The 25,645-nt window shown below is 47.6% G+C and carries 19 protein-coding genes and 1 other annotated feature; of the genes, 12 read left to right on the top strand and 7 right to left on the bottom strand.

Going from position 1 to position 25,645, the window contains the following annotated elements; all coding sequences use genetic code 11:
- The first annotated feature begins 59 nt into the window (after positions 1–59).
- The 10 genes from AC1VYS_RS03535 to AC1VYS_RS03580 all read left to right on the top strand — a co-directional run bounded on the left by AC1VYS_RS03535 (position 60) and on the right by AC1VYS_RS03580 (position 12,699).
- Positions 60–923 carry an inositol monophosphatase family protein gene (locus AC1VYS_RS03535; RefSeq protein ID WP_482913021.1) on the top strand — a complete coding sequence of 288 codons (864 nt, stop codon included), beginning with the start codon at positions 60–62 and terminating at the stop codon, positions 921–923.
- 32 nt (positions 924–955) lie between these two features.
- Complete coding sequence (locus AC1VYS_RS03540; protein WP_482913022.1) at positions 956–1,285, top strand: hypothetical protein; 330 nt, start codon at positions 956–958, stop codon at positions 1,283–1,285.
- 271 nt (positions 1,286–1,556) lie between these two features.
- The gene (locus AC1VYS_RS03545) at positions 1,557–2,882 is read left to right on the top strand and encodes an SGNH/GDSL hydrolase family protein (RefSeq protein WP_482913023.1); all 1,326 of its coding nucleotides are present in this window, start codon (positions 1,557–1,559) and stop codon (positions 2,880–2,882) included.
- Positions 2,883–3,725: 843 nt separating this feature from the next.
- Positions 3,726–5,513 carry a sensor histidine kinase gene (locus AC1VYS_RS03550; protein ID WP_482913024.1) on the top strand — a complete coding sequence of 596 codons (1,788 nt, stop codon included), beginning with the start codon at positions 3,726–3,728 and terminating at the stop codon, positions 5,511–5,513.
- Entirely contained in the window at positions 5,488–7,041 is a 1,554-nt protein-coding gene (locus AC1VYS_RS03555; RefSeq protein ID WP_482913025.1) for a response regulator transcription factor, read from the top strand. The genes AC1VYS_RS03550 and AC1VYS_RS03555 overlap by 26 nt, the downstream gene beginning before the upstream one ends.
- 256 nt (positions 7,042–7,297) lie before the next feature.
- Positions 7,298–8,587 carry an ABC transporter substrate-binding protein gene (locus AC1VYS_RS03560; RefSeq protein WP_482913026.1) on the top strand — a complete coding sequence of 430 codons (1,290 nt, stop codon included), beginning with the start codon at positions 7,298–7,300 and terminating at the stop codon, positions 8,585–8,587.
- 139 nt (positions 8,588–8,726) lie between these two features.
- A complete protein-coding gene (locus tag AC1VYS_RS03565; protein WP_482914897.1) occupies positions 8,727–9,629 on the top strand; it encodes a carbohydrate ABC transporter permease in 903 nt (300 codons plus the stop codon).
- Between the two features lie 2 nt (positions 9,630–9,631).
- Positions 9,632–10,471, top strand: coding sequence for a carbohydrate ABC transporter permease (locus tag AC1VYS_RS03570; RefSeq protein ID WP_090924547.1), 840 nt, complete (start codon positions 9,632–9,634; stop codon positions 10,469–10,471).
- Between the two features lie 138 nt (positions 10,472–10,609).
- On the top strand, positions 10,610–11,887 hold the full coding sequence (locus AC1VYS_RS03575) for a rhamnogalacturonan acetylesterase (RefSeq protein ID WP_482914898.1): 1,278 nt from the start codon (positions 10,610–10,612) through the stop codon (positions 11,885–11,887).
- A gap of 416 nt (positions 11,888–12,303) precedes the next feature.
- Positions 12,304–12,699 (top strand): sensory rhodopsin transducer, encoded by a 396-nt coding sequence (locus AC1VYS_RS03580; protein ID WP_482913027.1) that lies wholly within the window; start codon positions 12,304–12,306, stop codon positions 12,697–12,699.
- Between the two features lie 145 nt (positions 12,700–12,844).
- On the opposite strand, the gene AC1VYS_RS03585 is transcribed toward AC1VYS_RS03580, so the two are convergent.
- The 5 genes from AC1VYS_RS03585 to AC1VYS_RS03605 all read right to left on the bottom strand — a co-directional run bounded on the left by AC1VYS_RS03585 (position 12,845) and on the right by AC1VYS_RS03605 (position 19,189).
- Complete coding sequence (locus AC1VYS_RS03585; RefSeq protein WP_482913028.1) at positions 12,845–13,999, bottom strand: Ger(x)C family spore germination protein; 1,155 nt, start codon at positions 13,997–13,999, stop codon at positions 12,845–12,847.
- Positions 13,999–15,468, bottom strand: coding sequence for a spore germination protein (locus tag AC1VYS_RS03590; protein ID WP_482913029.1), 1,470 nt, complete (start codon positions 15,466–15,468; stop codon positions 13,999–14,001). Before AC1VYS_RS03590 ends, AC1VYS_RS03585 begins: the two co-directional genes overlap by 1 nt.
- Positions 15,449–16,558: a GerAB/ArcD/ProY family transporter gene (locus tag AC1VYS_RS03595; protein WP_482913030.1), complete on the bottom strand. Its 1,110-nt coding sequence runs from the start codon at positions 16,556–16,558 to the stop codon at positions 15,449–15,451. The genes AC1VYS_RS03590 and AC1VYS_RS03595 overlap by 20 nt, the downstream gene beginning before the upstream one ends.
- Positions 16,559–16,714: 156 nt before the next feature.
- Entirely contained in the window at positions 16,715–17,710 is a 996-nt protein-coding gene (trpS, locus tag AC1VYS_RS03600; protein WP_482913031.1) for a tryptophan--tRNA ligase, read from the bottom strand.
- Positions 17,711–17,882: 172 nt separating this feature from the next.
- Positions 17,883–18,226: a binding site (T-box leader), on the bottom strand.
- 27 nt (positions 18,227–18,253) lie between these two features.
- Positions 18,254–19,189 carry a DMT family transporter gene (locus AC1VYS_RS03605; protein ID WP_482913032.1) on the bottom strand — a complete coding sequence of 312 codons (936 nt, stop codon included), beginning with the start codon at positions 19,187–19,189 and terminating at the stop codon, positions 18,254–18,256.
- A gap of 233 nt (positions 19,190–19,422) precedes the next feature.
- On the opposite strand from AC1VYS_RS03605, the gene AC1VYS_RS03610 reads away from it, so the two are divergent.
- The gene (locus AC1VYS_RS03610) at positions 19,423–20,814 is read left to right on the top strand and encodes an aminotransferase-like domain-containing protein (protein WP_482913033.1); all 1,392 of its coding nucleotides are present in this window, start codon (positions 19,423–19,425) and stop codon (positions 20,812–20,814) included.
- 880 nt (positions 20,815–21,694) lie between these two features.
- On the opposite strand, the gene AC1VYS_RS03615 is transcribed toward AC1VYS_RS03610, so the two are convergent.
- Together AC1VYS_RS03615 and AC1VYS_RS03620 are read right to left on the bottom strand one after the other, a co-directional pair.
- On the bottom strand, positions 21,695–23,011 hold the full coding sequence (locus tag AC1VYS_RS03615) for a glutamate-1-semialdehyde 2,1-aminomutase (protein WP_482913034.1): 1,317 nt from the start codon (positions 23,009–23,011) through the stop codon (positions 21,695–21,697).
- Between the two features lie 318 nt (positions 23,012–23,329).
- On the bottom strand, positions 23,330–24,370 hold the full coding sequence (locus AC1VYS_RS03620) for an LCP family protein (RefSeq protein WP_482913035.1): 1,041 nt from the start codon (positions 24,368–24,370) through the stop codon (positions 23,330–23,332).
- Between the two features lie 227 nt (positions 24,371–24,597).
- On the opposite strand from AC1VYS_RS03620, the gene AC1VYS_RS03625 reads away from it, so the two are divergent.
- Entirely contained in the window at positions 24,598–25,644 is a 1,047-nt protein-coding gene (locus tag AC1VYS_RS03625) for an ABC transporter ATP-binding protein (protein WP_482913036.1), read from the top strand.
- The last annotated feature ends 1 nt before the right edge of the window (position 25,645 follow it).

Raw genomic sequence — 25,645 nt, forward strand, 5'->3', positions numbered from 1 at the left:
ACTTCTAACAAGTATTTTTAACTTTTTCGTAGATTGATATAGAAAGTAGAGTGAACGCTTTGAGTGAAAAGGAAAAGGTACCTTATGTCGTGACAAGCAAAAGCTATACTGCCGTTGCCATTAATGCTGCGTCCAAGGCGGGCGAGTGGATCAAGAGCCGTCTGGGTACGGTAAGTGAACTCGGAACGAAGTATTCTCCTCAAGATCTGGTGACCGAAGTGGATAAAGGTGCAGAGCAGATGATTCGCCGCCTGATTCTGACCCATTTTCCACACCACGCCATTCTGGGGGAAGAGGGAGTTGAACCGGGGCCGGAAGCTTCAGCAAGAGCGCTGAAAGAAGCAGCAGAGGAAGAGTACCTTTGGATTGTTGATCCGGTGGATGGAACGACGAACTTTGTGCACGGATTCCCATTCTATTCGGTGTCCATTGCGCTTGCACATAAGGGCGAAGTGATTGTGGGTGTCATCTACGATCCTTCCCGTGACGAATTATTTGTTGCGGAAAAAGGAAAAGGAGCCTATGTGCACGGAAACCGGATGACAGTATCGGGTGAGGAAACACTAACGCAGAGCCTCGTGGCAGTAGGCTTCCCGGCGGATACAACGTTTGCGTTGCCACTGAACATGGCCGCTGTCCAAGCTCTTGCTCCACAGGTACGTAATCTGCGTGCAGGTGGGTCAGCTGCCATTCATCTGGCTTATGTTGCAGCTGGTCGCCTGAGTGCTTACACGGAAGTGGGCCTCAAGCCGTGGGACATTGCCGCAGGTGCGCTACTCGTTGCGGAATCCGGTGGTAAGGTGACCGATACGATTGGAACACCATATACGCTAGCCGTGAACCACATCGTTGCCAGCAATGGCAAGATTCATGAGGCGTTGACGGATGTACTTAAAGAAGCTAAGGCTACCGGACTGGAGTAAACACATACCACTTTATTATAGGAGTGAATAACATGGATGAATCCAAAGAACTGGAACAACGGCTTAGCGACATGCTGACGGAAGGAGACATGGAAGCGTCCGGTGATGCTGAAGAGCGGAAACGTCAGCTCATTCCTCCGAAGTACGAGGTGCGTATTCAGACAGAACGAGATCCGATCGTGGAGGAAACGTTAAAGTTTCGTACGATGGCTCGTGAACTGGATGATCGATATGACCGGTATCTGGATCGTGCTGCCGGACAGAAATCGAAGGCAGATGGCGAACCGAAGCCAGGTCAGCGTGCAACTCATCATGCAGATCAAGATCGAGTGACGAATCAAGGTACAGACAGCGAAACGTAACATGTACGGAACTTACGATCATCAAGAGACGAGCCACCATTCGTAGACTACCTATCATCCACAGAATTACTCTCATGAATAGAGACAGGTTTTATGAATAATAGACTTCCCGGCATAGGGAAGTCTATTATTTTGCGCGCACATTTAGGCAAGAGGACAAAGCTGTGACTGAAGTGATAGAATAGGGGTACACAAGCATATGTCATCGGAATGATTGGTGTACTATATAATCGTGTAAAAGCTGGATTTAACTAAAGGAGTGTTCACAAGAATGAAGCGTAAACGTATTTGGAAAAACACCGCCGCAGGCCTGAGTGCCAGCATGCTGGCAGGTATGTTGCTATTCACATCGTCCGCATTGCCGGCACATGCTGCCGATGCCAAAACGGGCGTATTACCTGTCGCCTCAAACGATTCATCGTTTACGGCAACCAAGAAAGATGCTACTGCGGTAACCAAAGAGTTCCGAATCGTCACATTAGGTGATTCTATTACCGTAGGATATGAGCCAAAAATGACTACGTTGCCTTACGGTTACGTTGAGCGTTTACAGGAACAGGGCTTGCTCCATGGACGTACGCAGGTGGATAACTTCGGCATCGCTGGACTTAAAACAAGTGGTTTGAAGAACTTTACCGATGCGATCAAAGAAGGTAAGACGCTGACTTCCGAAGCCATTCAGCCGAGTTTGCCTGATCCAAGAGCAGGACAGATCGGAGCTAATACGGCTGCGATCCGTGAAAGCATTGCACAGGCTAATCTCGTTGCGATGACGATTGGCGGCAATGATGTTTCGGAGCTCCTTGGTACAGCGACTACGATGAGCGACCAAGAGTTGCAAGAGAAAGTGAAAGAACTGCTATCAACGTATACAACCAATGTTACTGCTATCATTAATGATATTCATGAGATTAATCCATCTGCTCGAATTGTTATTGCTGACCAGTATCAGCCGATGCCAGAAGTAGCGGGCAAAGAGCTATATGCCAAGCTGATGCAGGCTTCCCAAGGATTCACACAAACGATTGATGGCATTGCTGCACAGTTCACAGCTCAGGGTGCAGATGTAAAAGTCGCTCATGTAGCCAAAGATTTTGTTGGCGGTGAAGGCACGATGACACATATGATCAAAAATCGGGATTTCCACCCGAATCAGCTTGGATATGCGGCTATTGCTGAAGAATTTGCAAAAACCATTTGGGGTGACTACACGAAACTGACTGCACCCGATGTGGGCCAACCGATGAACATCATCGTAAGTGGCAAGACGCTGAACACACCGTATAAGCCAGTTATTCGTAACGGCAAAAACTTCGTTGCGATCCAGGATATCGTGAATGCAGTGGGTGCCAAAACCGTTTGGGATAACAAAACGTCCACGGCAACCATTACCTACGGTGACCGCACAGTAGCTGTGAAAATCGGAGCGAATGCCGTGAAAGTGAACGGTGCATCCGTTGCAGTGGATACGCCTGCCTTCCTGAATAAAGTAGGTAAAGAAGCTAAAACCTATGTACCGGTAGCTATGGTAGCCGAAGGTCTTGGTTTTGATGTGCAATATATCGCCAAGCTCAAAACGGTATTTGTTAATCCGTAAGGTTTTTATCAGAGTGCGCACCTATGACCGCACATGTAGAGATTGAACATGTAAGAATGAATGTGCAAGATTGAACATGTAAGATTATTGAATGTGCAATAAATGACCTTAACCCAAAGATATCATTCGTGGCGGGGCAGGACTTGTTCCTGACTCGTCATTTTTTTTGCGATCAAGAAAGAGTGTTTGTCTTCAGTAACTCAGGGGACAGTGTTATTCTAACGATCAGGAGAAGCCTTATTTGACTTGAAATAAGCCTTTTGAAATTCTAACGATCCGTAGAGACGCTATTTAGGAAAATCTGTATGATTTAACCCAGTTTTGCATGAAAATAAACCCAATAGCGTCACTGGTGATCGTTAGATTTTGAAACCACGTCAAAATGGCCAAATAAGCTCTGTGGTGATCGTTAGCGATGCAAAAGAGCAATAGGAGCACTGCAAGAGCGATTCAAGATCACAGCAAGGGCGTTCAAGATAACAACAGCAAAAGCAATACATCCATAGCATTTCTCTGAAATCGTGTATCGCAACAAAGTAAAGTGATGAATATATCAATTTCCTCCTAAATCTCTTCGTTTTTTGAGTAACATACTCACCTGCCATGATGATTGTATACCTGCTCAGATGACCCAAAATGTTGTATAAATATGACTTGTCATCCGACCATGGATGTGTAAATATGAAAATAACTTACAAGTAAGCTGAATTTTGCGTTCAGAAGAATAACGGACAAATTCAAAACTTGCTGCATTTTCGAACCAATGAAGCTCTTGTTCAGCCCTTTAATTAGTCCAGCATCCCCAAAATAGCAACCCTTCGCCAAGCAAAGGAGCGCTCCCGAGTGAGTAAATTTAAAAACGCTTTCATCACACTACCCATTCACCACAAAACGATGTTGCTGATTGGATTTTTAATGCTGATCAGCTTTGCTTTCTACGTATCTGTCATGCAGTACGTGTTGAATATTTATGACCGCCAGATCTATGAGAAGTCTTCACAGGTGCTGAATATGTCTTCGGTTGGCATCGAGAACAAGCTACGCGAGTTATCCAATCTGTCCTTCAAAGTGATGTCGGATGAGCCGCTGCAACAGTATCTATTGCAACTGGAGAAGGCGGAGACCGGATATGAGCGGAATAGTCTTCGTAAAAAGATTACAAACCGACTCGTTGCCTACGCTGGCTCCGAGAAATATGTGTACTCCATGATCTTTATCGACAACGATAACAATGTCATGGCGGCAGGTAATCGGGAAGGTATCTCAGAGGCGAAGCAACAGGAACTGATTTCGCTCGGTGAGCAGTATGCTGGTTCCAACGTATGGCTGGCAAGTGGAGATCAACAGGCGAGGCTGCTGTCGGTCAGACAGGTGAAGTCCTTTACGGGCGGAGCATTTACGCTGGAAAAATTGGGCACCCTGATTATCCGTGTTCGGCTGGATCGGATCGTACAGGATCAGATGCAGGAACCAGCGGAGGACTCCCAGCTGCTCATCGTTGATGGGACGGAAGTCATCTATCCGACCGAATCCACTGTTAGCAAGTCCGAAATCGCAGGTGAGCTGAAGCGGACTCAACCTTACGGAATTGCGACATTGGAGCAGGGCAAGTATTTTGTTGCCCGTACACACTCGTCCTATACCGACTGGAACTATTTGTACACGACCCCATTTGATCAGATGTTCAAGCAGATTCAATTTATCAAACAGCTGGTCATGGTCATTTTTATTATGATCTTCCTGGTAGCCCTTGTGATTGGAGCCAAATTCTCTCGCAGCATCACCCATCCGATTGCGCAATTAATCAAGAAAATGCGTAATATTGAAAAAGGGGATCTGGATAAACTGGAGGAAGCAGCCCTTGGCAACATTTCCGTATCTCCACAAAATGAAGTCGGACTGTTGCATCGAACGTTCAAGATGATGTTACAGCGTATTCGAGAGCTGATTGATGAGAACTATGCGAAACAGCTCGTCATTCGCGAGACAGAATTGAAAGCGCTTCAAGCGCAGATCAATCCACACTTTTTATATAACACGCTTGAATCCATTAACTGGATGGCCAAAATGCAGAAACAGCATCAAATCTCCGAGATGGTTGAAGCACTTGGCTTCCTTCTGCGCAGTTCGGTCAATATGTCCGAGAAATGGATTACGCTGGAACGGGAGCTGGACATCGTGCGCAGCTACGTGACCATTCAGCGTACCCGGTTTGAGGAAAGACTTGATTTTGACATGCATATAGCCCCTGAGGTTGGAACTGCACGAATTCCCAAGTTAACATTACAGCCGCTTGTGGAAAATGCCATTCATTATGCGCTGGAACCAAGCATTGAACCTTGTCAGATTCGAATCCGTGCCAGAGCAGAAGGGGAGCATATTCGAATCGAAGTCGAGGATAACGGGCCGGGTATGACCTCCGAATTTATGGAACGTTTGCAGGAGGGGCAGATTCAGACCAGAGGGCAGGGCATAGGGTTAACCAATATTCAGGAACGTCTCAGGCTGACCTTTGGTGATGAAGGCACCATGAGCATAAGTAGCAAGCCTGGATCAGGAACTGTAGTATCGATCAGCATACCTTGGATCAGAGAGGACGATGACGATGTACAAAGTGATGCTCGTAGATGATGAACGTGTCATCCTGGAGGGAATTTCTCAGGTAGTTGACTGGGCGGCTGCAGGAACAGAGCTTGTGGGTACAGCCAGAAATGGAGTGGAAGCTCTGGGGAAAATCGAAATCGCTAGACCGGATATCATTATTACCGATATTTCCATGCCGGGTCTGGATGGTTTGGGTCTGATCGAGAAGGCTTCGGAGGCTTATCCGGCAGTACGTTTTATCATGTTATCCGGCTACAAGGAGTTTGAGTATGCTCGCAAGGCGATGCAATACGGGGTGAAACATTATCTGCTGAAACCCTGTAATGAGAGTCAGATTCATGATGCCCTGGTTGAGTTGTTACAGGAGCGCCAGGATGCACAGGTGAAAGAACATGTGGCAGGAGAGATCAAGCAGCGTCTGCAACGAGTGCTTCCCCATGTGAAGGAACAATTTTTGCTCGAGTTCATGACCAATCGTACGTATGGACCCGTGGATTTGGCGTATTATCAGGATTTATTCAATCTGGAGCTCCAACAGAACAGCGTCCGGTTGCTGTTGCTTCGTATTGTGGATGAACATGATTATAGCCATTTATTTGCGATTAAAAATATAGCTGCCGACCTTCTTCCCGATGTTTTGTTGAGCACAACGATTGAAGGCAAGCTCTTAATTGTGCTGGCAGATACCGTGGATGTAGATGTGCTGGAGGAACGGATTGATGCGGTTCGCGAGACGTTTACCCGTCTGTACAAATTACAACTCACAGCTGCCCTCAGCGAAGCGGATCATATGACTGAGTCCCGGCGATTGTTCCGTGAAGTGATGCAGTATTTGAATCATCGTTTTTTCATTGGGGAGGGCAAACTCATTACCAAGAATGATGTGATGCTGGCAGGGGAGTGTGACGGTGTGAATGTGGAGCAGGATGCCGAGCAGCTGTGCCAGTTAATTAAATCGGGCAATACGGAGGAAGTTGCCGCAGACGTACATCGTCTGTTTGAGCAACTGGCAGACCAGAAGCTGGATATCGAGGTGACACGCGCTTATGTGGTGCAGTTATACTCTGCCATGATTCAAGTCTGTCCGCCAGAGGAGGCAACCGATTTCACGCAGCGGATGGCGGAACTGACAGATATTGATACGTTGCCTGATTTGAATACATTTGTGGCAGATAGTGCTGCAAGGTTAACCGCCGGTTATTATAAGAATTACATCAGCCGCCAATCATCGGCGGTGGAGAAAATGATGGACATCGTGGACCGTCACTATGGTGAGGCTGACCTTTCCTTGAGTGGAGTGGCACACCAGATGTTGTATATGAATCCGGACTACCTCGGCAAAATTTTCAAAAGAGTCACCGGCGAAAACTTCTCTAATTACGTCAATCGTCTGCGCATTGAACGGGCGTGTGAACATATTCGCAGAGGTGGGGATGTAAAGGTGTTTGAGTTGGCTGAATTATTCGGTTTTGGAGGTAACTCGCAATATTTCAGTCAGGTGTTCAAAAAATGGACCGGGATGACACCTACCGAATTTCGCAGAAGTGGCATCTAACAATGAATTGTCCATAACAAATCTGTATAAATGCGATGTAATTCCATATCTAAAGAGGAGGATAACCGGCGCTTGGAGCGTCAGGGATGTCCTCCTCTGTTTTTTGAACCAACAAGACGGTTTTGTGTATTCAACTTGGATCGTACTTTTGCGAAAATGACAATATCAAGTTTGTGAAAGCGTTATCAGTATATCGTTAACAAGATGGAGATAACCCGTTCACAATACCATATCAGCATAAAAAGGGGAGATTGGCATGGTGAAAAAGGCAATATTCCTGATGATGGCTGCGTTACTTGTGTTTACAGCAGCGTGTAGCTCAGGTGGAGGCAGCGAACAGGGGTCCGGGAGCAAGGGTGATTCGGTAAATCTGCGTATCGCATGGTGGGGCTCGGATACACGGCATGAATATACACAGAAGGTCATCGACCTGTATAAAACGAAAAATCCAAACGTCAAAATTGATGTGGAATATGCTTCTTTTGACGACTACTGGAAAAAGCTCGCCCCGCAAGCCGCAGCCAACCAGCTGCCAGACATTATTCAGATGGATATTTCCTATATCAGCCAATATGCACAGAACGGTCAGCTTGAAGATCTCGCACCGTATCTGGGCAATCAGATCAAGGTGGATGATGTGGCTGAGAATGTCATCAGCACAGGTGTAATTAACGGCAAGCAATATGGTGTACCTGCCGGGGTTAACGTACTAGGGTTCCAATATGATCCTGCGTTGCTCAAGAAAGCTGGCGTAGGTGCCATGCCTGAAAATCTGACATGGGAATCTTACGAAGCGCTTGGTAAACAAGCAGCAGAGAAGGGACTGTATCTGGATGGCGGCGTAGCTCCGGATATCTTCTTCCACTATTTCCTGCGTACCAAAGGCAAATCGCTCTACAACCCGGAAGGAACCGGGCTTGGATATGATGACGATGCTCTGTTCGTAGAGTTCTTCGGATTAATGCAACGCATGATCGAGCAGAAGGCAGCGCCATCACCGGATGTGGCTAACCAGACGAAAGGCATCATTGAAGAGTCGGATCTGGTGAAAGAAAAAGGCATCGGTGTATGGCAATGGTCGAACCAGTTTGTCGCTCTGCAACAGGTAGCTAACCGTCCGCTTGCCTTTGCACCAATGCCGGGACCGGATATGGAAAAAGGACTTTATATGCAACCAAGTATGTACTGGGGTGTAACGTCCAACTCCAAGGTGAAGGAAGAAGCAGCGAAGTTCATTGACTTCTGGGTGAATGACGAAGAAGCGAACAAACTGATCAAAGGGGAGCGCGGTGTGCCGATCTCCGGAAAAATCAAAGAGGCTATTGCTCCTGAACTGAGCGATGCAACGAAACAGGTATTTGAATTCGTGGCATCGATGGAGCCAAAAGCTTCTCCAATGAGCCCACCACCACCGGTTGGATCACCTGAGGTAATCTCCTCCTTGGCGGATGTAGTGGAAGAGCTGAACTTTGGCAAAATTACAGCCGAACAGGCAGCACAGACCTTCCGCAAAAATGCAGAATCCGTGCTTGCCAACAATAAATAACAATTGAATGATGGCTTGCTCGTCCCGCTTGCAGGGATGGACGGGAACCGGGCTGCTCGCTGACGGCGAGGGCCTTTCCCCGTCCTGTCTGCAACATGAAGACGGTGGCAAGCTGATCCATGAAGGAGGTACGTTCCACTTGAGGCAGTATTCTTCATTGCGCAGAAACTTGACGGGATATGCTTTTATCAGCCCATTTATTATTGGTTTTCTTGGATTTACGCTCATCCCGATGTTCGTTTCGCTCTACATGTCGTTTACGAGTTATAACTTGTTCACCTCTCCCAAATGGATCGGGATGGACAACTATACCAAGATGTTTTTTGATGACCCGAAATACTGGAATTCGGTTAAGGTTACGTTTTTATATGTATTCATCGGGGTGCCGTTAAGGCTGATCTTTGCCCTCTTTGTCGCAATGATTCTGAATACGGGCTCTCGTATGGTGGGAACGTATCGTACATTGTACTATCTACCTTCCATCATCGGCGGTAGCGTGGCCGTATCCATTATGTGGCGTAACCTGTTCAGTAACGAAGGTGTCATTAACAGTGCGATGACTGCCATCGGCATTGGTCCGGTCAGTTGGTTTGGTGATCCGGATGCGGCGCTTGTTATGCTGATTTCCCTATCTGTATGGCAATTTGGTTCCTCAATGCTAATCTTTCTGGCAGGGCTCAAAAACATCTCTCCCGAGATGTATGAAGCCGCAGGGGTGGATGGCGCGAATCCGGTACGAAAGTTTTTTAGCATTACGCTGCCATTGCTCAGTCCAATCGTGCTGTTCAATCTGATCATGCAGACGATCGGTGCATTTATGACCTTTGTGCCTGCCTATATCATCTCCAAAGGAGAGGGTGGACCGATGGATGGAACGATGCTGTACTCGTTATATCTGTTCCGTCAGGCATTTATGTTTAACAACATGGGTTATGCTTCCGCAATGGCTTGGATCATGTTGATTATGATTGGTGTGCTTACAGCGGCTGTGTTCCTGACATCTAAGTTCTGGGTGTTTTACGAATCTGAAGGAGGGAAGTAATCATGGTGTGGAGAAATGTAAAATGGCCAATCTATCATCTATTCGTTGCCGCACTTGCCCTTCTGATGCTCTACCCGGTGCTGTGGATGTTATTCAGTTCTTTCAAGGAGAGCCGCACGATTTTTGTAACGGCAGAGAGCCTGTTTCCGACCGAATGGATCTGGTCGAACTATGTGGACGGCTGGAAAGGAACAGCTGGACGGCCGTTTATGGACTACATCACCAATTCACTGATCATTGTGGTGATCTCAACCATTGGGGCAGTACTGTCATCGTCACTGATCGCGTTTGGTTTTGCGAGATTGAATTTCAAAGGTCGTACCTTCTGGTTCTCTCTGATGATGCTCACGCTGATGTTGCCGCATGACGTCGTACTGGTTCCGCAGTATATCATTTTTACCAAGCTGGGCTGGCTGAACACGATTCTGCCGATTGTTGTACCTACATTCTTCGGAATGCCGTTTTTCATCTTCCTGATGGTTCAGTTTATTCGCACGATTCCGAAAGAGCTGGATGAGGCCGCAACGATTGATGGCTGTAACAAATTCAGGCTGTATATTCAGATCATCATGCCCCTGATCAAATCTTCGCTGGCGACAGCGGCAATCTTCTCCTTTTACTGGAGATGGGAAGACTTGCTCGGGCCGGTGCTGTATCTGAATTCGCCTGACAAGTACACCGTATCCATGGCGCTCAAAATGTTCCTCGATAGTGAATCTGCCTCCAACTGGGGTGCGATGTTCGCGATGTCGATTGTCAGTCTGGTCCCGGTTGTGGCCGTGTTCTTCATCTTCCAGAAGCAGATTGTGCAAGGCATGAGCACGAGTGGTTTGAAGGGGTAACGAAGCAAGCAGGCATTGGGTGGGTGAAGGCTCGCTTGAATTTGTAAGGTTGCCTGTTCTGCAACACATACATCGCAAGGGGGACACCAATTGCACGAAGTACAGGGTAACGAAGGATTACGCAGGAGAAATCATGCGGTGGACTTTGCGGACGAAGAAACGGATGAACAGAGTGTGACCTCCTGGAAGTTTAACTTTGGCCCAAGTTCAAATACAGAACCCAATTCGACCTCAGGAACGGGTAAAGTAGAGAAGGAAACGGGCAAAGGCGGAAGTTATGCGAGTCTGGAGAAAGCAGAAGGTTATAAGGTGGTTTCCTCCGCCACGATATATGATAAGCACAGAGGATACGGATTCGAGCCAAGTTCGTTGGTATATGAGAAGCAGCGATATGAGGAGCAGGAATCGGATTCTTCAAAAAGAGGTTATTCTTTGCAGGGGCAGGCAACAATGTCTGCCCGCTTGCGTTCGAGCTTTTGCATCCCGCTCAAGGCATCGTTTATCGTGGATGTACCTGACGGGACATATCAGGTGCTACTGATTGCCGGAGATCCGCTGGCGGATACAACCACACGTGTCAAAGCAGGGGAAGGCCGGCTGATGTTGCCCACGATTCGCACAGTGGCTGGGCAATTCGCAGAAATGCGGTTTGCCGTTGTTGTGCGAGGAGGCCGGCTGCGCCTGAGCTTTTCGGGGCCAGCCCCTCGTATCAATGTACTGGAGATTACGCTGGCCAATCAAACGATGACCGTTTTTCTCGCCGGCGATTCAACAGTAACAGATCAGCCAGAGAGCGGATACCCGTATTGCGGCTGGGGACAACTGCTGCCTGCACAGTTCAAACATGACGTGGCGGTGGATAACCATGCGCAGTCGGGCCGCAGCTCCCGCAGCTTTATTCACGAAGGGCGCCTAGATGCAATCAAGCAGCGAATAAAGCCCGATGACTTTCTGTTTATTCAGTTTGGACATAACGATGAGAAGCCTGACCCCGAACGGGGGACAGAGCCTTTCACCACCTATAAGCAGTATTTGAAAAAGTACATCGATGCCGCACGCGAGGCCAAAGCCCGCCCGGTGCTGATCACGCCTGTGCATCGCAGATACTTTGCGGATGATGGCACATTGACCGATACACATGGCGATTATATCACTGCCGTACGTGAACTTGCGGCAGATGAAGAGGTGCCGCTAATCGATCTGGCTGAACGCAGCCGCCTAATCTTTGAGCAGGCGGGTGAAGAAGGCACCAAAGATGATTTTATGTGGGTGCTTCCCGGCGAATATATCAACTTCCCAACCGGGATGGAAGATAATACACATTTTCAGGAGCGGGGCGCACGCCGCTTGGCAGAGCAGGTGGCCGAAGCCATCCGCGAGATGCGTTTACAGCCGCTACAGATGTATCTTAGATAAGAGCAAATGTAGCGGTATTTGTTTAGGGTTAGGATCTGATTTTTAAGTTGCTGAGATCAGATACCGTAGGATTTTAAGTCCTGTGCGTCTGAGAGTTAACTTGAAGCAGCAATTTCTAAAATATGGAACGCGAGTTGAGCGAAGCAACGAGCGCAAAAAGTGGCCCAGCGGAAGCGAAGGCCATGCTTTTTAAAAGCAGTAGAGGGTGAGCGAGGCAGCGAGGGGGGCGGAATCGGGAAAAGGGAGCGAAGCGCCCGCGTTTGGCACGGGATTTCCCCCTTAGAGGGGAATAGAAGAAATCCCGGACCAATGAGCGGCCCGAAGTCCGATCCGCCCACCGAGCGTCCGCCCGCGAACCACCGAAGGTTTTAATTTTCAGGGCGTATCGCCAAGCATAAGATAAAGGAGAGTGTCCCATGCAAGAGCACACAAGCATCCCTAAATCCACTCGTCACGGTCATACATATTGGGTTATTCCAGATGGGTACATCCCACCGGATAGCTCAGGCTCGCTGGAGAGTCACGAGAGCATCTGTGTGTTAAACACGGGAGGTGAAGATGCAACGCTGGACATCACGATTTATTTTGAAGACCGCGATCCGCTGGAGCATATTCAAGCTGAGGTCCCGGCCAGAAGAACCAAGCACATCCGTACTGCATCGCTGCGTTCTGGAGGGGAAGCTATTCCTTCTGGCGTACCGTATGCCATCACAGTATCAAGTAACGTACCAGTTATCATTCAGTACAGCCGCCTGGATACAACCCAGCCGGAACTGGCCTTAATGAGTGTAATGGCGTACCCTCTGGCATAAAATAAACGAAGTGAGCCAACAAAAAATAAATAGATATTGTACGGGCCTTAATCATCTTGCCACGCTAACAAGCACTGACCAACCAAAGAAAGACCTGTAATCTGCATCTGATCTGATGCTGGATTACAGGTCTTTGCTCGCTTATTCACTCACCGTATTTATACGTACTGGCATTCAAAATGTGTACTTGCACTTCAACTTTGCCGAGTTGGAAACGTGAGAGTGGGTTGGCTCGTTGCGCAACTTCTTCTTTCCACCAATCCAGATGGTGACGATACAGATGTTCCACAAGACCAAATGAATCCACTTTACGTGTTTTGGTTGTGGCAAACGTGTTACGGATATGGGCCTCAATCTGCTTGCTTGCTTCTTTCTCCATAACACGGGGAGAGCGGGGAGAGGCATGATCCTCAGTAATCGTACCTTTCACTGACGTGAACAGATCGAAGGTGATACCGCTAGCACTCTTTTTCGCGATTATACGCGTTTTGGGTTTGTGAAGAGTCAATGTAAGCTCAGGAGAGCTGCTCCCCTTCCCATAGACATACAATGGATATTGGTATACATGGTCGTAGTTCACATAACGCGTGCCGTCTGCTTCTGCTCCAGACACTTTCCCCTGACTTTTGCCATTGCTCACGACGTAAAATCCATCCATTCGAATCAGCGGAGGGGTCTCTTCACCGTTATGCCAGGTTTGATTTTTAGTGGAAACGGAAGGTAGCAGCACTACCGATGCAGGTTCTCTCAGAGAATCCAACAATTGATGCAGACGAATAGGCTCATACCCAGAATATTGCCTATACAGTCTCATGGGTTCAAATAACTCAATCGTTTGAGCCGACTGGTTCAGAATCGCGGAGGGAGAGAGCAGGGTGGACATGTCCTGATCCGTCGCATAGATCCATGGCGTGTATCTCAGTTGCCCGGAGTGAAGTAACGTGTTAAAAATATCCTCGAGTCGCCCTTCCAATGCATTTTGGGACAATACGATTGCTTTCACATGAGTCCACAACGTTTGCTGCTGTGACGTCTCGTACAGATTGTTGATTGCCATACTTAATGTTGTACCAGTGCCTTTTCCGATCCATATTTGACTGCCCTCTCTGGGCGTTGGTCCTTCTTGTTTAGCTATACTGGAAAAATCGATTAACTGGGCGTACGTCGTATATTGATTATCCGCATAATCGATGCCAATGGCTGTAATAAAGTTAATGCTCTGCACTTCCTTGGAATCCCAGCATCCTGTTAGCAGCATGACACAAACCGCAACGATGCTACTTACGCAAGCCCATCTCATTAAGGTTTGTCCTTATGACGCGTAGAGTCCTGCGTACGCAATACAGCGGGACGGTTGGTGCGTGTCATGGAAGGTGGCATGGATACGGCCTGTGTGAAATCTCCTGGAATGTACGGTGATACAGGGGAGAGGTAGGATACACCATAACACTCCAGAGATACGAGATGAACTAACAAGGCAAACAGGGCAACCATAAATCCGAATAACCCCAAGATCGAAGAAGCAATTAACATCCCGATACGGACTTGGGATGTGGCTCCCCCAAGAACTGTATTCACGAGAATGTAGCTGGAGATGACGGAGATGGCTACGGTCACAATAATGGTGGGAGATGTAATTCCGGCACGAATGGCTGCATCCCCTATGATTAAGCCACCGACTACGCTGACGGTTTGTCCCAATGCACGTGGTAGCCTACGCCCAGCTTCATTGAACAATTCAAACATAAAGATCATCAGAAACGCTTCGAGTGTAACCGGCATGGGCAACCCCATCCGCGTTCCTGCAATTGTTGCGAGCAGGGGCAGTGGAATCTGTTCCAGATTAAAGCTGGTCAGACCGATGTAGAAGGCCGGAAAAAAACAGGCAATGAGCAGTCCGGCAATTCGTAGTATCCGTTCAAAGGTCACGATGAAAAAGGGAGTGCTCTCGTCTTCAGGTGATTTCAACTGGTTGAATAGGGTAGTCGGTGCAATGACGGCTACAGGTGATCCATCCGTGAGGACAGCGAAACGCCCGTTGATTAAGGAGTCCGCGACATAGTCCGGACGTTCGGAATTATCCGTGAGCGGAAAGATGCTTCGCACGCCTCCCATGACCGCGCGTTCCATGATAGACGTGCCCATGATTCCGTCGACGTTAATCTGATTCAGATTGTCACGAGCAGTCTCTAGAATTTTGGGATTAATAATATCTTTGACATATAAGAGGCCAATGGTTGTCTGTGTGCGGTCCCCTTTTACTATTTTCTCATAACACATGGATGACGTTTTTAAACGTTTGCGAACTAAAGCGATGTTTGTGGATAGCTCTTCGGTGAATCCATCACGTGGTCCTTTTACGGACGTTTCGATGGCGGACTCTTCTGGTGTGCGTCCCGGAATACTGGCAATATCCAGACTACAAGCTTGCACACCATTTTCAAAAATAAGCAGGAGTTGTCCACTGAACAGGAGCATGTTTAAGTTTTGCAGATCAGAAATATTCTCTATGGGTTTCAGGGTTAGTCCAAGCTCTTTGGGTACAGCCTCTTCCATAATTAATGTATGTTTTTCTAACCGTGGAATGATGAACTGATTGATTTGTTTACTGTCCACCAGCCCGTCGCAATAGAGCAGAATGACAGAACGTCCGGTCTCGTCTTGAGCAGAAAACGTCTGGATGACCACATCCGCACAGGATTCGAAGCTGTTTCTCAGGGAGGCAAGCAGGGTCTCATAGGATGTCGTGTCAATCTGTTGTTTCTCCATGTTGTTGTTTCCTCCTCTGCTGGCGTGAATGGATGAAGGCAACAATCGTCGCCAGAACCGCAAATCCGCTCAGATACACGAGATTAAATGGGAATATGTAATGAACCAAAATCTGCGAGAAGGTGATGTCATCCAGAGGATACAGCATGGATAGAACAAAAAAAACAGCCAAAGACGCACAAGTGATCATCCTTCTGGAGTTGCTTTTAATATTCCAAATCTCTACCACAATATACATGGCCAGACTAATCCGGGTGAAGGAACCTGCGAGCCACTGGTAGATGGAAAAGAAATCGGTTTGCGCAATATATTTGCCCAAAGAGGCAATGCGCCATTCCTCAAAAGCAGGGTATCTCATTTTTGCGGCTTCGTAAGGATCGAATTCGACAATAGCACCAATGAGAGGACCTGCTGTTAAACCAATCATGATGAAGGCAAGCATTAGATACTGCCAAAGTTTTATACGTTTGGAGAGGTGAGGTTGAATGTACCAGAGAAAGAGTAGTTCAAACATGCCTGCGAGACTGTAAACCATGCCATGAAAGACAGGTGACCATCCATGCTCGAGCACAGGCAGAAGACGACTGTAATCTTTATACTGCGAATTGACAATGGCTACGTAGAAACCGAGTAGCACAACAAGTGGAAGGATCAGTCCGGCTGTGAAGGCAAGCGACCGCATCCCTTTATATGCGGCATATCCACATAAGGCCATAAGAGCAATTGTTGTGGCGATCACAGGCGTCTCGGTTAGATAGTTGGTTTTGGCCCAGGTCGTGGTGTCACGTAGCGTAAAGTAGATGACGCATAGAAAAAAGAGACTGTTTCCCACCCGCAGGATCAAGCCTATAGGCTTGCCGAGATAGGAAGACAGCCAATCATGTAGAGTCTGATGATGCAAGTAACGCGAAACGTAGGCCAGCATCAGCACAAAAATAACGAGCGGCCCAGCAGATAACAAAACGGAAATCCAAGCATCCCTTTTGGCCGCACTTAGAAGAGCGGGCATGATTAATACATGGCTGATCAGACCAACAGACAACATAATTAACATCAGGGCTTGCAAAAAAGAAGGCTGTGTACGTTTCATGCTGAGGAACTCCTTTTTCGGATAGACTGTCCTCAGCAGTGTTAACCTGTTTGGGAAGCTTCATACAGGAAAGAGTGATGCGTAGCTTACTTCATATGCTCTTCTTAAGTTGTGTTCTCTTAAATGTATAAGACTATTTCTGAGCCCTGCATGTGATCAAAGATCGAAATATCGGATGCCCATCGCTTCACGTACTTCAAGCATCGTTTCTTTTGCCGTTTTTCTTGCCTGACGTGTGCCTTCTATTAGAATTTCCTTGACTTGACTTTCCTGTTGTTCATAGTAATTACGCCGTTCTCGAAAAGGAGCAAGCAACTCGTTAATGGCCCCGGCAGCCAACTGCTTGCAATCCGTACAGCCTATCTTTCCCTGACTGCAGGCAGCATGGATGTCATTTGCATCGTTTTGCCGAAACAACTCGTGATACGCATACACAGGACAGATATCTGGGTGGCCTGGGTCGGAACGATGAATGCGTGCCGGATCGGTTTTGGCCTTAGTCAGTTTTATTTGGACATCATTCGGTGTTGCATTTAAGGAGATGGCATTACCCATGCTTTTGCTCATTTTTCCAACGCCGTCCAAACCTCCTAAACGTTCTCCCGTCAATATTCGAGGCTCCGGAAAAACAGGTGCATACAGCTCGTTAAACCGTCGAACCAGCTTTCGTGCAGTCTCCACATGAGGGATCTGATCTTCACCTGCCGGGATGAGCGTCGCTTTACAAAAGGCAATATCCGCAGCCTGGCTGACGGGATATCCCAAAAAACCATAATACAAATCGGTGTATCCCCGATCTCGTGCTTCCGTTTTTATCGTTGGATTGTGCCGAAGCGTGTTTACCGTGACAAACATGGAGAAAATAACCGTCAGTTCCGCAATTTCGGGAATCATAGATTGGATAAAAAGAGTAGTTTTGTTTGGGTCGATGCCAACGGCTAAATAGTCCAAAGTTACTTGATGCACACTGTTTGCAATCAATTTAGGCTGGTCAAAGTGAGTTGTCAGGGCCTGAACATCTGCGAGTAAAATATACGTCTTGTAGGTCTCCTGTAATTCCACCCGGCTGCGCAGGCTGCCGACGTAATGGCCGAGATGAAGCTGTCCAGTAGTTCGATCTCCGGTCAAAATCAGTTCTTGGTTTGTATTCATGGTTCATTCTCCTTTGAATTGGTTTTTGGTTGTTTATGTTGTTGATGTCGAGCTGTCGCCACCAGCCTTCTTCCACGACCATCACCTCCTTTCAGCCTGCGATTTCTGCCAATATCATGATCTGAAAATAAAAAAGCCTCGTCCTCCGTTCCAATTTCCTAAGGAAATAGAACAGAAGGACGAGGCAATGCTCGCGGTGCCACCTTCATTAGCCGCTGGTATGCGGCTCACTTACGGGATACGGATGCAGCAATGGAGTCATTGCAGTCATGTGCATAAAAAATCAGGCTAACCTGACTCAGATCGTCCATGATCTAGATCGATATCCTGTCCATGGGTAACGGCAGGACATGCCGCCTTGCCTACTGCAAGTTTTCCCCGCCCAAAACGGGTCAGAACTTGGTTCAACTCGGAACTCCGAAGCCCATTTCCGCATGTCCGACACACCGGCTCGCACCATCCGCCGGCTCTCTGGAGAATCGTGACATGCGTACTTCTCTTCATCATCGTTGATAACGTCCGTTTACAATTTTTCACATTGTATCATGCTTTTGAATGACTGACCAGCCCATGTTTGCGAACGCTTATGTTGGTGCCAAGTACACCGATAATGATCAGGACCGCACCGATGTAGTGATAACTCCGGACAGGCTCATGTAGAATCAGTGCACCACCCGCGATGGAGATGAGTGTAGACAGATTACTGAACACACTGACGCGTGAAGCCTCCAGATGAGTCAGGGCGTAGCTGGACAGCAGGGTGGATACCATGGTAGATAAGATAGCCAGATAAGCGAGTGCGCCCAAGTAGGATAGATCTCCAAGCGGCTGAACATAATCAGCTATCGAGCCTGTGAATGCATGACGTATTAGTGCAATCGCATTAAACACAACACATCCTACCATTAAGGTCACCCAGGTCAACTCTAGCGGTTTATATTGCCGAGTAAGAGGTCTTGCGAGTACCCCGTAACCTGCAAAACTGATGGCCGAAAGAACCAGTAGTACAATGCCTTGCATATTACTCATCGACATGCCACTGCCTTTCATGGCAAAAATAAAGATGACGCCAGCGACAGAAAGGAGCAGAGACATTTTTTGCATAATAGATGTACGTTCCTTCAGAAAGACCGAAGCTAAGACAAGGGTAAACACAGGCACCATCGCTTGAATGATTCCTGCCTCCGAAGAATTGGATGTCACCAATCCAAAGGCCTGAAAGGCAAAGAACAGGACCGGCGAGAGCAATCCGAGCGGTATGATTCGCCACAGGTCAGCCAGACGAAGATTGATCTTGATCCAGCCGAACATCACGGGAATGCTGACCACAATCAGGGACAGGGCAAATCGGTGTGCAAGCACATCCAGGGGATGGGCAATGGTGACGGTCATTTTCACAAATAAAAAAGATAACCCGATAATCGCGGCGTAAACAACAGCGGCGATATAAGCATAGGTTCGGTTGCGAGTAGTATTCATTCCTTTTCCCTCCAGTAATGCGATTTAGTTTTGGAACGTATGCGACGCTGCCTACTCAGGTCAAAACAAAGTTGAGTTAAGTAACTCAACGTAAATTCCGATGAACTATATAACTGATTACCTGTCAAACGATGGAACATATGAGCCTTATTAAATATACTTCTGCGTGCCGCGTGCTACAATAGAGAAAAAGGACAATTGTACCGGTACAAAAATAAAAGGGAGCAGATAGGATGAAAAAATATGAGGTGATTGCCCATGCTTTGCAAGAGTGGATACAGGAGCAGGTAGTACAGCAGGGAAGCCGCCACTGGGATGATAAAGGAATCAGACTGCCAGCGGTTCGGCGTGTGGCGGAGCAGTATCAATGCAGTGTGAGTACAGCGATTCGTGCGTATGAATGGTTGGAACAGCGCCATTTGGTGTACGCAGTGCCTCAATCCGGTTATTATGCTGTTCAGAACGGTTTAGGTGTACAGGATATGGACTGGCAGGATCCGCTGGATTTTGCGTCGGCTGCTCCTGATCCAAGAGTGTTTCCCTATGCAGATTTTCGGCATTGTGTGGAGCTGGCGATGAAACAGAAGCAGGATGAGCTTTTTTTGTATGGCACACAGCAAGGATTACCCTCACTGATTGAGCTTTTACAGAAACAGTTTGCGGATTATCAGGTATTTGCGCGAGCAGAACAGTTTTTCATCACATCGGGTGTACAACAGGCGCTAGCGGCACTTGCCTTAATGCCTTTTCCCGGTGGAAAAACCAAAGTCATGGTTGAGCTACCTACATACCACAATATGCCTACTCTACTGGAGAGCCTGAATGTACCCATTGCAGGTGTACGAAGAACGCTGGGGGAAGGATTGGACTGGGACTCTCTTGAACGTCAGTTCGCGGAGGGAGATATCAAATTTTGCTATGTTATTCCACGCTTCCACAATCCCATCGGGACCTCCATGAAGGCGGCGGAAAAGAAGAGACTTCTTCGGCTTGCCGAGCGATATGATGTTTATCTGGTCGAAGATGACTATTTGGCCGATTTGGAGGACAGTGCCAGACAAGATCCTTTGTGGGCTTATGATACGCATGACCGGGTTATTTATCTGAAAAGTTATTCCAAGATTCTGTTCCCCGGGCTTCGTATGGGTGTGGCCATATTGCCTGTGGCTTTAATTACCTCTTTCGGTTCAATGAAAAGAATGCTGGATATCGACACCTCACTGCTGTCTCAAGCTGCGCTGGAAGTGTATATTCATAGCGGAATGTTTGCCCACCATCGCAAAATCATTCGTAGCCGCTATGCCGCGCGAATGGAAGTTGTGCATGAACAGTTGGAGGCTTATTCTGATTTTGAACCATTTCGCGCTGCACCACGAACCGGTGGGGAACATACGGCTCTTCCTTTGCCAGGGGATTTGTCTATCCGAGCCTTACTATCTGGTTTACAAAATCGCGGAATTATAGCGGATACAACAGAACGATATTATCCCGAAGGGACGTACCGTACCGATATCGATATGATGTTGCGACTGAACATCTCTAATGTTCCGAAACAGCGCATTGCAGAGGGGATGCAGATCGTTCGGGAGGAGATATTGAAGTTGCAGCTCAGATCGACAACGTGAAGATAGACCATCCTTTAATGGGCTGGTCTATCTTGAATTTTAAATTATGTTGCGAGAGGTGAGTATTTAGGTGAGAGTTATCATCGCACCTGAGATAAAGTTATCTCCAAAACATAATTAGGATGATATAGCAAGGCGAAGTTTTGCCTGATTGAATGGGATTGCGGCCTTGCATTATCTCGTATTAAAGGCAGGAAAATTCTAACGATCCTGAGAAGCCTTATTTGGTCTGTTTTGATCCAATCCATATTCTAACGATCACCAGCGACGCTATTTCGTCCAAAATGGCCCTTTGAGGGGGAAATTGGGCTCCATTTTGCAAAATAACGTCTCCTGTGATCGTTAGATTTCAAAACTGATCAAAAAGTGGGAAATAAGCCCTCCTGTGATCGTTAGAATCTCGGCAGTATTGGGGGGCATGATATGATGAAAAGTATGCTCATCAGGTTGAATAGCGAGAGTGTTGACCAATTAGCAATTCAACGTGCGAGTCAAAGTGAGAGTGTTAGCCGACTGCGACCCCAAGTGCGAGTTAAAGCGGTTATGTTTGGTTGATCAGTGGCGAGATGTGTATCCAGATTGACACCTTTTCCAGTTGCCAGCATAAAAAAGCCCAGCCCAAAGGGCTAGGCTTCGTTTCTTTGTCGCTATTCTTTTCGCCATTTCTTAGTCCTACCGATACTCTATCCGCTAATCGAAGGCTCAGCATTAATGCCATGAACTACCCAGTATTATACGCATACGCTGTACTCAAACCTACAGTACTACACCATGTACTTTTACGCTTCCCAATGTACTACTCCATCACTCTGCGCTTTACCCAATGTACTATTTCCAGAGTTCAACGCTTACTCTGTAGGCTGCCTGATGGCTCCAGCTCTTACTCCAGTGCCATCGTTTTAAAGGAAGCTTCTGCTGCTTCCAGCGTAGCAGCAATGTCTTCATCCGTATGAGCGGTGGTCAGGAACCAGGCTTCATATTTGGATGGAGCGAGATTAATGCCGCGATTCAGCATGTGGCGGAAGAAGGACGCGAAGCGTTCGCCGTCCGTGTCTTGTGCGTGGTCGTAGTTCGTCACCGGATGATTGCAGAAATGCGTAGAGAATGCACCACGAATCCGGTTGATCGTCAGATCAATGCCATGACGGTCCGCGGAAGCCTGCAAGCCAGCGGTCAGATCGATAGCTAGACGTTCCATTTCTTCATATACACCAGCACTTTGCAGGACTTCAAGACAAGCGATGCCCGCCGAGATGGAAGCTGGATTGCCCGCCATTGTTCCGGCCTGATACGCAGGTCCGAGTGGAGCAACCTGCTCCATGACATGTTTACGTCCGCCGTAGGCACCGATCGGCAAGCCGCCACCAATGATTTTTCCAAGTGCGGTGAGGTCTGGCTCGATCTCTGCGTGATTGCTTAATCCGGTGTACGTCTGTGTGGAACCGTAATGGAAGCGGAAGGCGGTAATAACCTCGTCATAAATGACGAGTGAACCGTTCGCGCGTGTCATCGCACAGAGGCCTTCCAGGAATCCTGGCTCTGGCATAACCATACCGAAGTTACCAACAATCGGCTCCACCATAACCGCCGCTACATCGTCGCCCCAACGTTCGAGCGCTTCCTTCAGACCTTTCAGGTCGTTATATGGAACGGTAATGACTTCATGAGCAATGCTGGTCGGGATACCTGCACTGTCGGGAATGCCAAGCGTAGACGGGCCTGAGCCCGCAGCAACCAGCACGAGGTCGGAGTGTCCGTGATAACATCCGGCAAATTTTACGATTTTATTCCGTTTCGTATACGCGCGTGCGACCCGAATCGTTGTCATCACGGCTTCCGTACCGGAGTTTACAAAGCGAACCTTGTCCATGGACGGGATCGCTTCTTTGAGCATTTTCGCAAGCTTGATCTCAAGCTCCGTCGGCGTACCGTACAGAACACCATTCGCAGCAGCTTCCGTAATGGCTTTCGTAATATGAGGGTGGGCATGTCCAGTTACAATTGGACCGTATGCCGCGAGATAATCGATATACTTATTGTCGTCAACATCCCAGAAGTGAGCACCTTGCGCTTTTTTCATAAAAACGGGTGCCCCGCCGCCCACCGCTTTGAATGAGCGAGAAGGGCTGTTTACGCCGCCTACAATATGCTCCAGGGCTTCTGTATATAACAACTCCGAGTTCGTACGTGTATTCATGAGATAACTTCCTTTCGTCATTCCATTAGTTTAAACCGGCAAAACAATGACATGCTATGATTATTTTCGCATACTTTGACGTACAGGCATAGCGAAAGGGCAGCATGTCGGCTGCCCTTCTGAGAATGAATCGCATCATAGCTATGGTATACACGGTATATTTCATAGTCACAGGCTGTGAGTACTACTATTGAGTAACCGTGTAGGGTGACTTTTACTGTTGCGCGAATTGATGTTTTAGCCATCCAGCGATTTACCAAGTTAGCTCAAACCTAGATCTCGGTCTAAAAGCACAAATACGGCTGTAGATCGGCTCAATTACTCTGCCGGTTGCTGTGTGTTTTTACTATCACCGCTAGCCGTTTTGTCTTCCTTGGCTTTTTGGTCTTCTGTCTGAGCCGGTGGATGAATGATGTCCTGAACATGTTGTTTCAGTTTTTCTTCACTGGTTACGGACAAAACTTGTGCACCACCTGGTGTGCGTTCCTCTTTCAACAGGTTCATTGGTGGAACCTGCTCACTGCCATTCATACTGCTTTGGTAACCAAGTCCCCCCAGTTTCCACATGTCGGAAAGGGTAAGATTGGTATCCACAAATGGGCTGACTTCTTCCAGGATGGAAGGCAGTTTGGCAATGGTTGTCGTGGATTGCATTTTTGCGGTCACGGCTTTGAGCAACTCCCGCTGACGTTCCGAACGGGCGAAGTCAGACATGGCGTCATGACGGAAACGAACATACATCAAGGCTGTTTTGCCGTCGAGATGCTGGTAGCCTTTTTTCAGATCAATATCATACTCATTGTTGTCGGCTTTACTTGTATAATGCATGTCCTTCTCTACATCAAAGTCCACACCGCCAACCGCATCGACCAGTTTGATGAATCCTTGGAAATCGGTATACACATAATATTGAACAGGGATACCGAGCAAGTCACTTGCGGCTTCCATGGCTACGTTCGGACCGTGGGTAATCGCTGTGTTAATGCGATCTTTACCATATCCGTCGATATTAATGTAAGTGTCACGCAGAATGGAGAAGAGATTGATTTTTTTGGTCAGCGGGTCAAGGGATACCACCATCATGCTGTCGGAACGGGGGACTTCACCTTTCTTCAGACCACGGGCATCAACACCCATAACCAATATGTTCACGGTTTCGGTACCTTCCCATTTGGGAGGGTCAGGTGTGTTTACTTTCTCTACGTTCTCAATATTGGCAAATGGCGAATCCTCGCCTTTCTTCTGCAATCCATCCAACTGATTAAGAATAGAACCAAAATAGTAGGCCGTTGCCCCTCCAACAATTAACACGAAGGCGGCAAGAGAGATCCATAGGGTCCTCTTCGTCTTTCTGGTCATGCTAGCGCTCCTTTGTATTTGAGATAAAAAATAAACGATTTCAGTACATGTAAAGTTGCGTTAAATTTGCGTATAAGTCGAAGCTTTCCGTTCGCTTCCCCTCCGAACCTCAAGGCAGAGGAGGCCACTTCGGACTATTTTTAAAGCTTGCTGAATTTTGACTGTTACTATTATAATTTCTTTTTGGGCTACAAGCAATTTCAACAAAATCCAAGTGAGGTATAAACATGCTGGCGATTGATGTCAAAGATTTGCGAAAGTCGTTTAACGTCCAGAAAAGCCGCGGTGGGCTGAAGGGCGCGTTTCAAGATCTGTTCAAACGTCAATACCAGGAAGTATTGGCTGTGAATGATATTTCATTTCAGATACCGCAAGGCGAAATATGCGGATATATTGGAGAGAACGGTGCCGGCAAATCAACAACGATCAAGATGTTGACCGGCATTTTGGTGCCTACATCCGGGCATATATCGGTAGGTGGGTATGTTCCGTATCAGGAACGGGAGAAGTTTGTCAAAAATATTGGTGTGGTGTTTGGACAACGTAGTCAGCTATGGTGGGACATCGGTGTGATTGAATCCTTTCATCTGCTACGCAAAGTATACCGAGTAGGGGAGCAGGACTTCCGTAAACGGCTGGACGAGCTGGTTGAACGTCTGCAATTACAGGAACTGTTAAGTCGTCCGGTGCGCAAGCTTAGTCTTGGTCAGCGGATGCGTTGTGAACTGGTGGCGGCCTTACTGCACAATCCAGGCATTGTGTTTCTGGATGAGCCGACCATTGGTTTGGATATTGTGGTGAAGTCAGAGATCCGCGAATTTCTAAAAGACATGAACCAGCAGCATGGCACAACCATATTGCTTACAACTCATGACTTACAAGACATCGAAGCTTTATGTTCACGTGTCATCATGCTGGATGCAGGAAGCATCATCTACGATGGTGGCTTGGATCACCTCAAGTCTCAGTGGGGCACGGAGCGGGAGGTGCGCTTTAAATTTGGCACAGGACATAATCTGGCACAGATGAATGAATGGACGGCGGCGATGCCTGTGCGGTGGACCGTGGAGAACGAATTGTCGGCCTCCGTGTGGATTCCGCTGGAACTGAACGTTTCGGATGTACTGGCACGTGTGGTAGGTCAGGCAGATATTACGGATATTCAGATCATTGAGACCAACACGGATGAGATTGTGCGTAGTATCTACCAGTCCGGTTCGGCTGAGCGCCCGGAGATTGTGTCGGCAGATAAAGAAGCGGTAGGTGCTACCTAAG

This window comes from Paenibacillus sp. G34 (genome assembly GCF_056856875.1).

Bases quoted from the DNA above. Each gene is read 5' to 3' on its own strand.
- AC1VYS_RS03540 (WP_482913022.1), top strand. From the start codon at position 956: ATGGATGAATCCAAAGAACTGGAACAACGGCTTAGCGACATGCTGACG.
- AC1VYS_RS03545 (WP_482913023.1), top strand. From the start codon at position 1,557: ATGAAGCGTAAACGTATTTGGAAAAACACCGCCGCAGGCCTGAGTGCC.
- AC1VYS_RS03555 (WP_482913025.1), top strand. From the start codon at position 5,488: ATGTACAAAGTGATGCTCGTAGATGATGAACGTGTCATCCTGGAGGGA.
- AC1VYS_RS03560 (WP_482913026.1), top strand. From the start codon at position 7,298: ATGGTGAAAAAGGCAATATTCCTGATGATGGCTGCGTTACTTGTGTTT.
- AC1VYS_RS03570 (WP_090924547.1), top strand. From the start codon at position 9,632: ATGGTGTGGAGAAATGTAAAATGGCCAATCTATCATCTATTCGTTGCC.
- AC1VYS_RS03580 (WP_482913027.1), top strand. From the start codon at position 12,304: ATGCAAGAGCACACAAGCATCCCTAAATCCACTCGTCACGGTCATACA.
- AC1VYS_RS03585 (WP_482913028.1), bottom strand. From the start codon at position 13,999: ATGAGATGGGCTTGCGTAAGTAGCATCGTTGCGGTTTGTGTCATGCTG.
- AC1VYS_RS03590 (WP_482913029.1), bottom strand. From the start codon at position 15,468: ATGGAGAAACAACAGATTGACACGACATCCTATGAGACCCTGCTTGCC.
- AC1VYS_RS03595 (WP_482913030.1), bottom strand. From the start codon at position 16,558: ATGAAACGTACACAGCCTTCTTTTTTGCAAGCCCTGATGTTAATTATG.
- trpS (WP_482913031.1), bottom strand. From the start codon at position 17,710: ATGAATACAAACCAAGAACTGATTTTGACCGGAGATCGAACTACTGGA.
- AC1VYS_RS03605 (WP_482913032.1), bottom strand. From the start codon at position 19,189: ATGAATACTACTCGCAACCGAACCTATGCTTATATCGCCGCTGTTGTT.
- AC1VYS_RS03610 (WP_482913033.1), top strand. From the start codon at position 19,423: ATGAAAAAATATGAGGTGATTGCCCATGCTTTGCAAGAGTGGATACAG.
- AC1VYS_RS03615 (WP_482913034.1), bottom strand. From the start codon at position 23,011: ATGAATACACGTACGAACTCGGAGTTGTTATATACAGAAGCCCTGGAG.
- AC1VYS_RS03620 (WP_482913035.1), bottom strand. From the start codon at position 24,370: ATGACCAGAAAGACGAAGAGGACCCTATGGATCTCTCTTGCCGCCTTC.
- AC1VYS_RS03625 (WP_482913036.1), top strand. From the start codon at position 24,598: ATGCTGGCGATTGATGTCAAAGATTTGCGAAAGTCGTTTAACGTCCAG.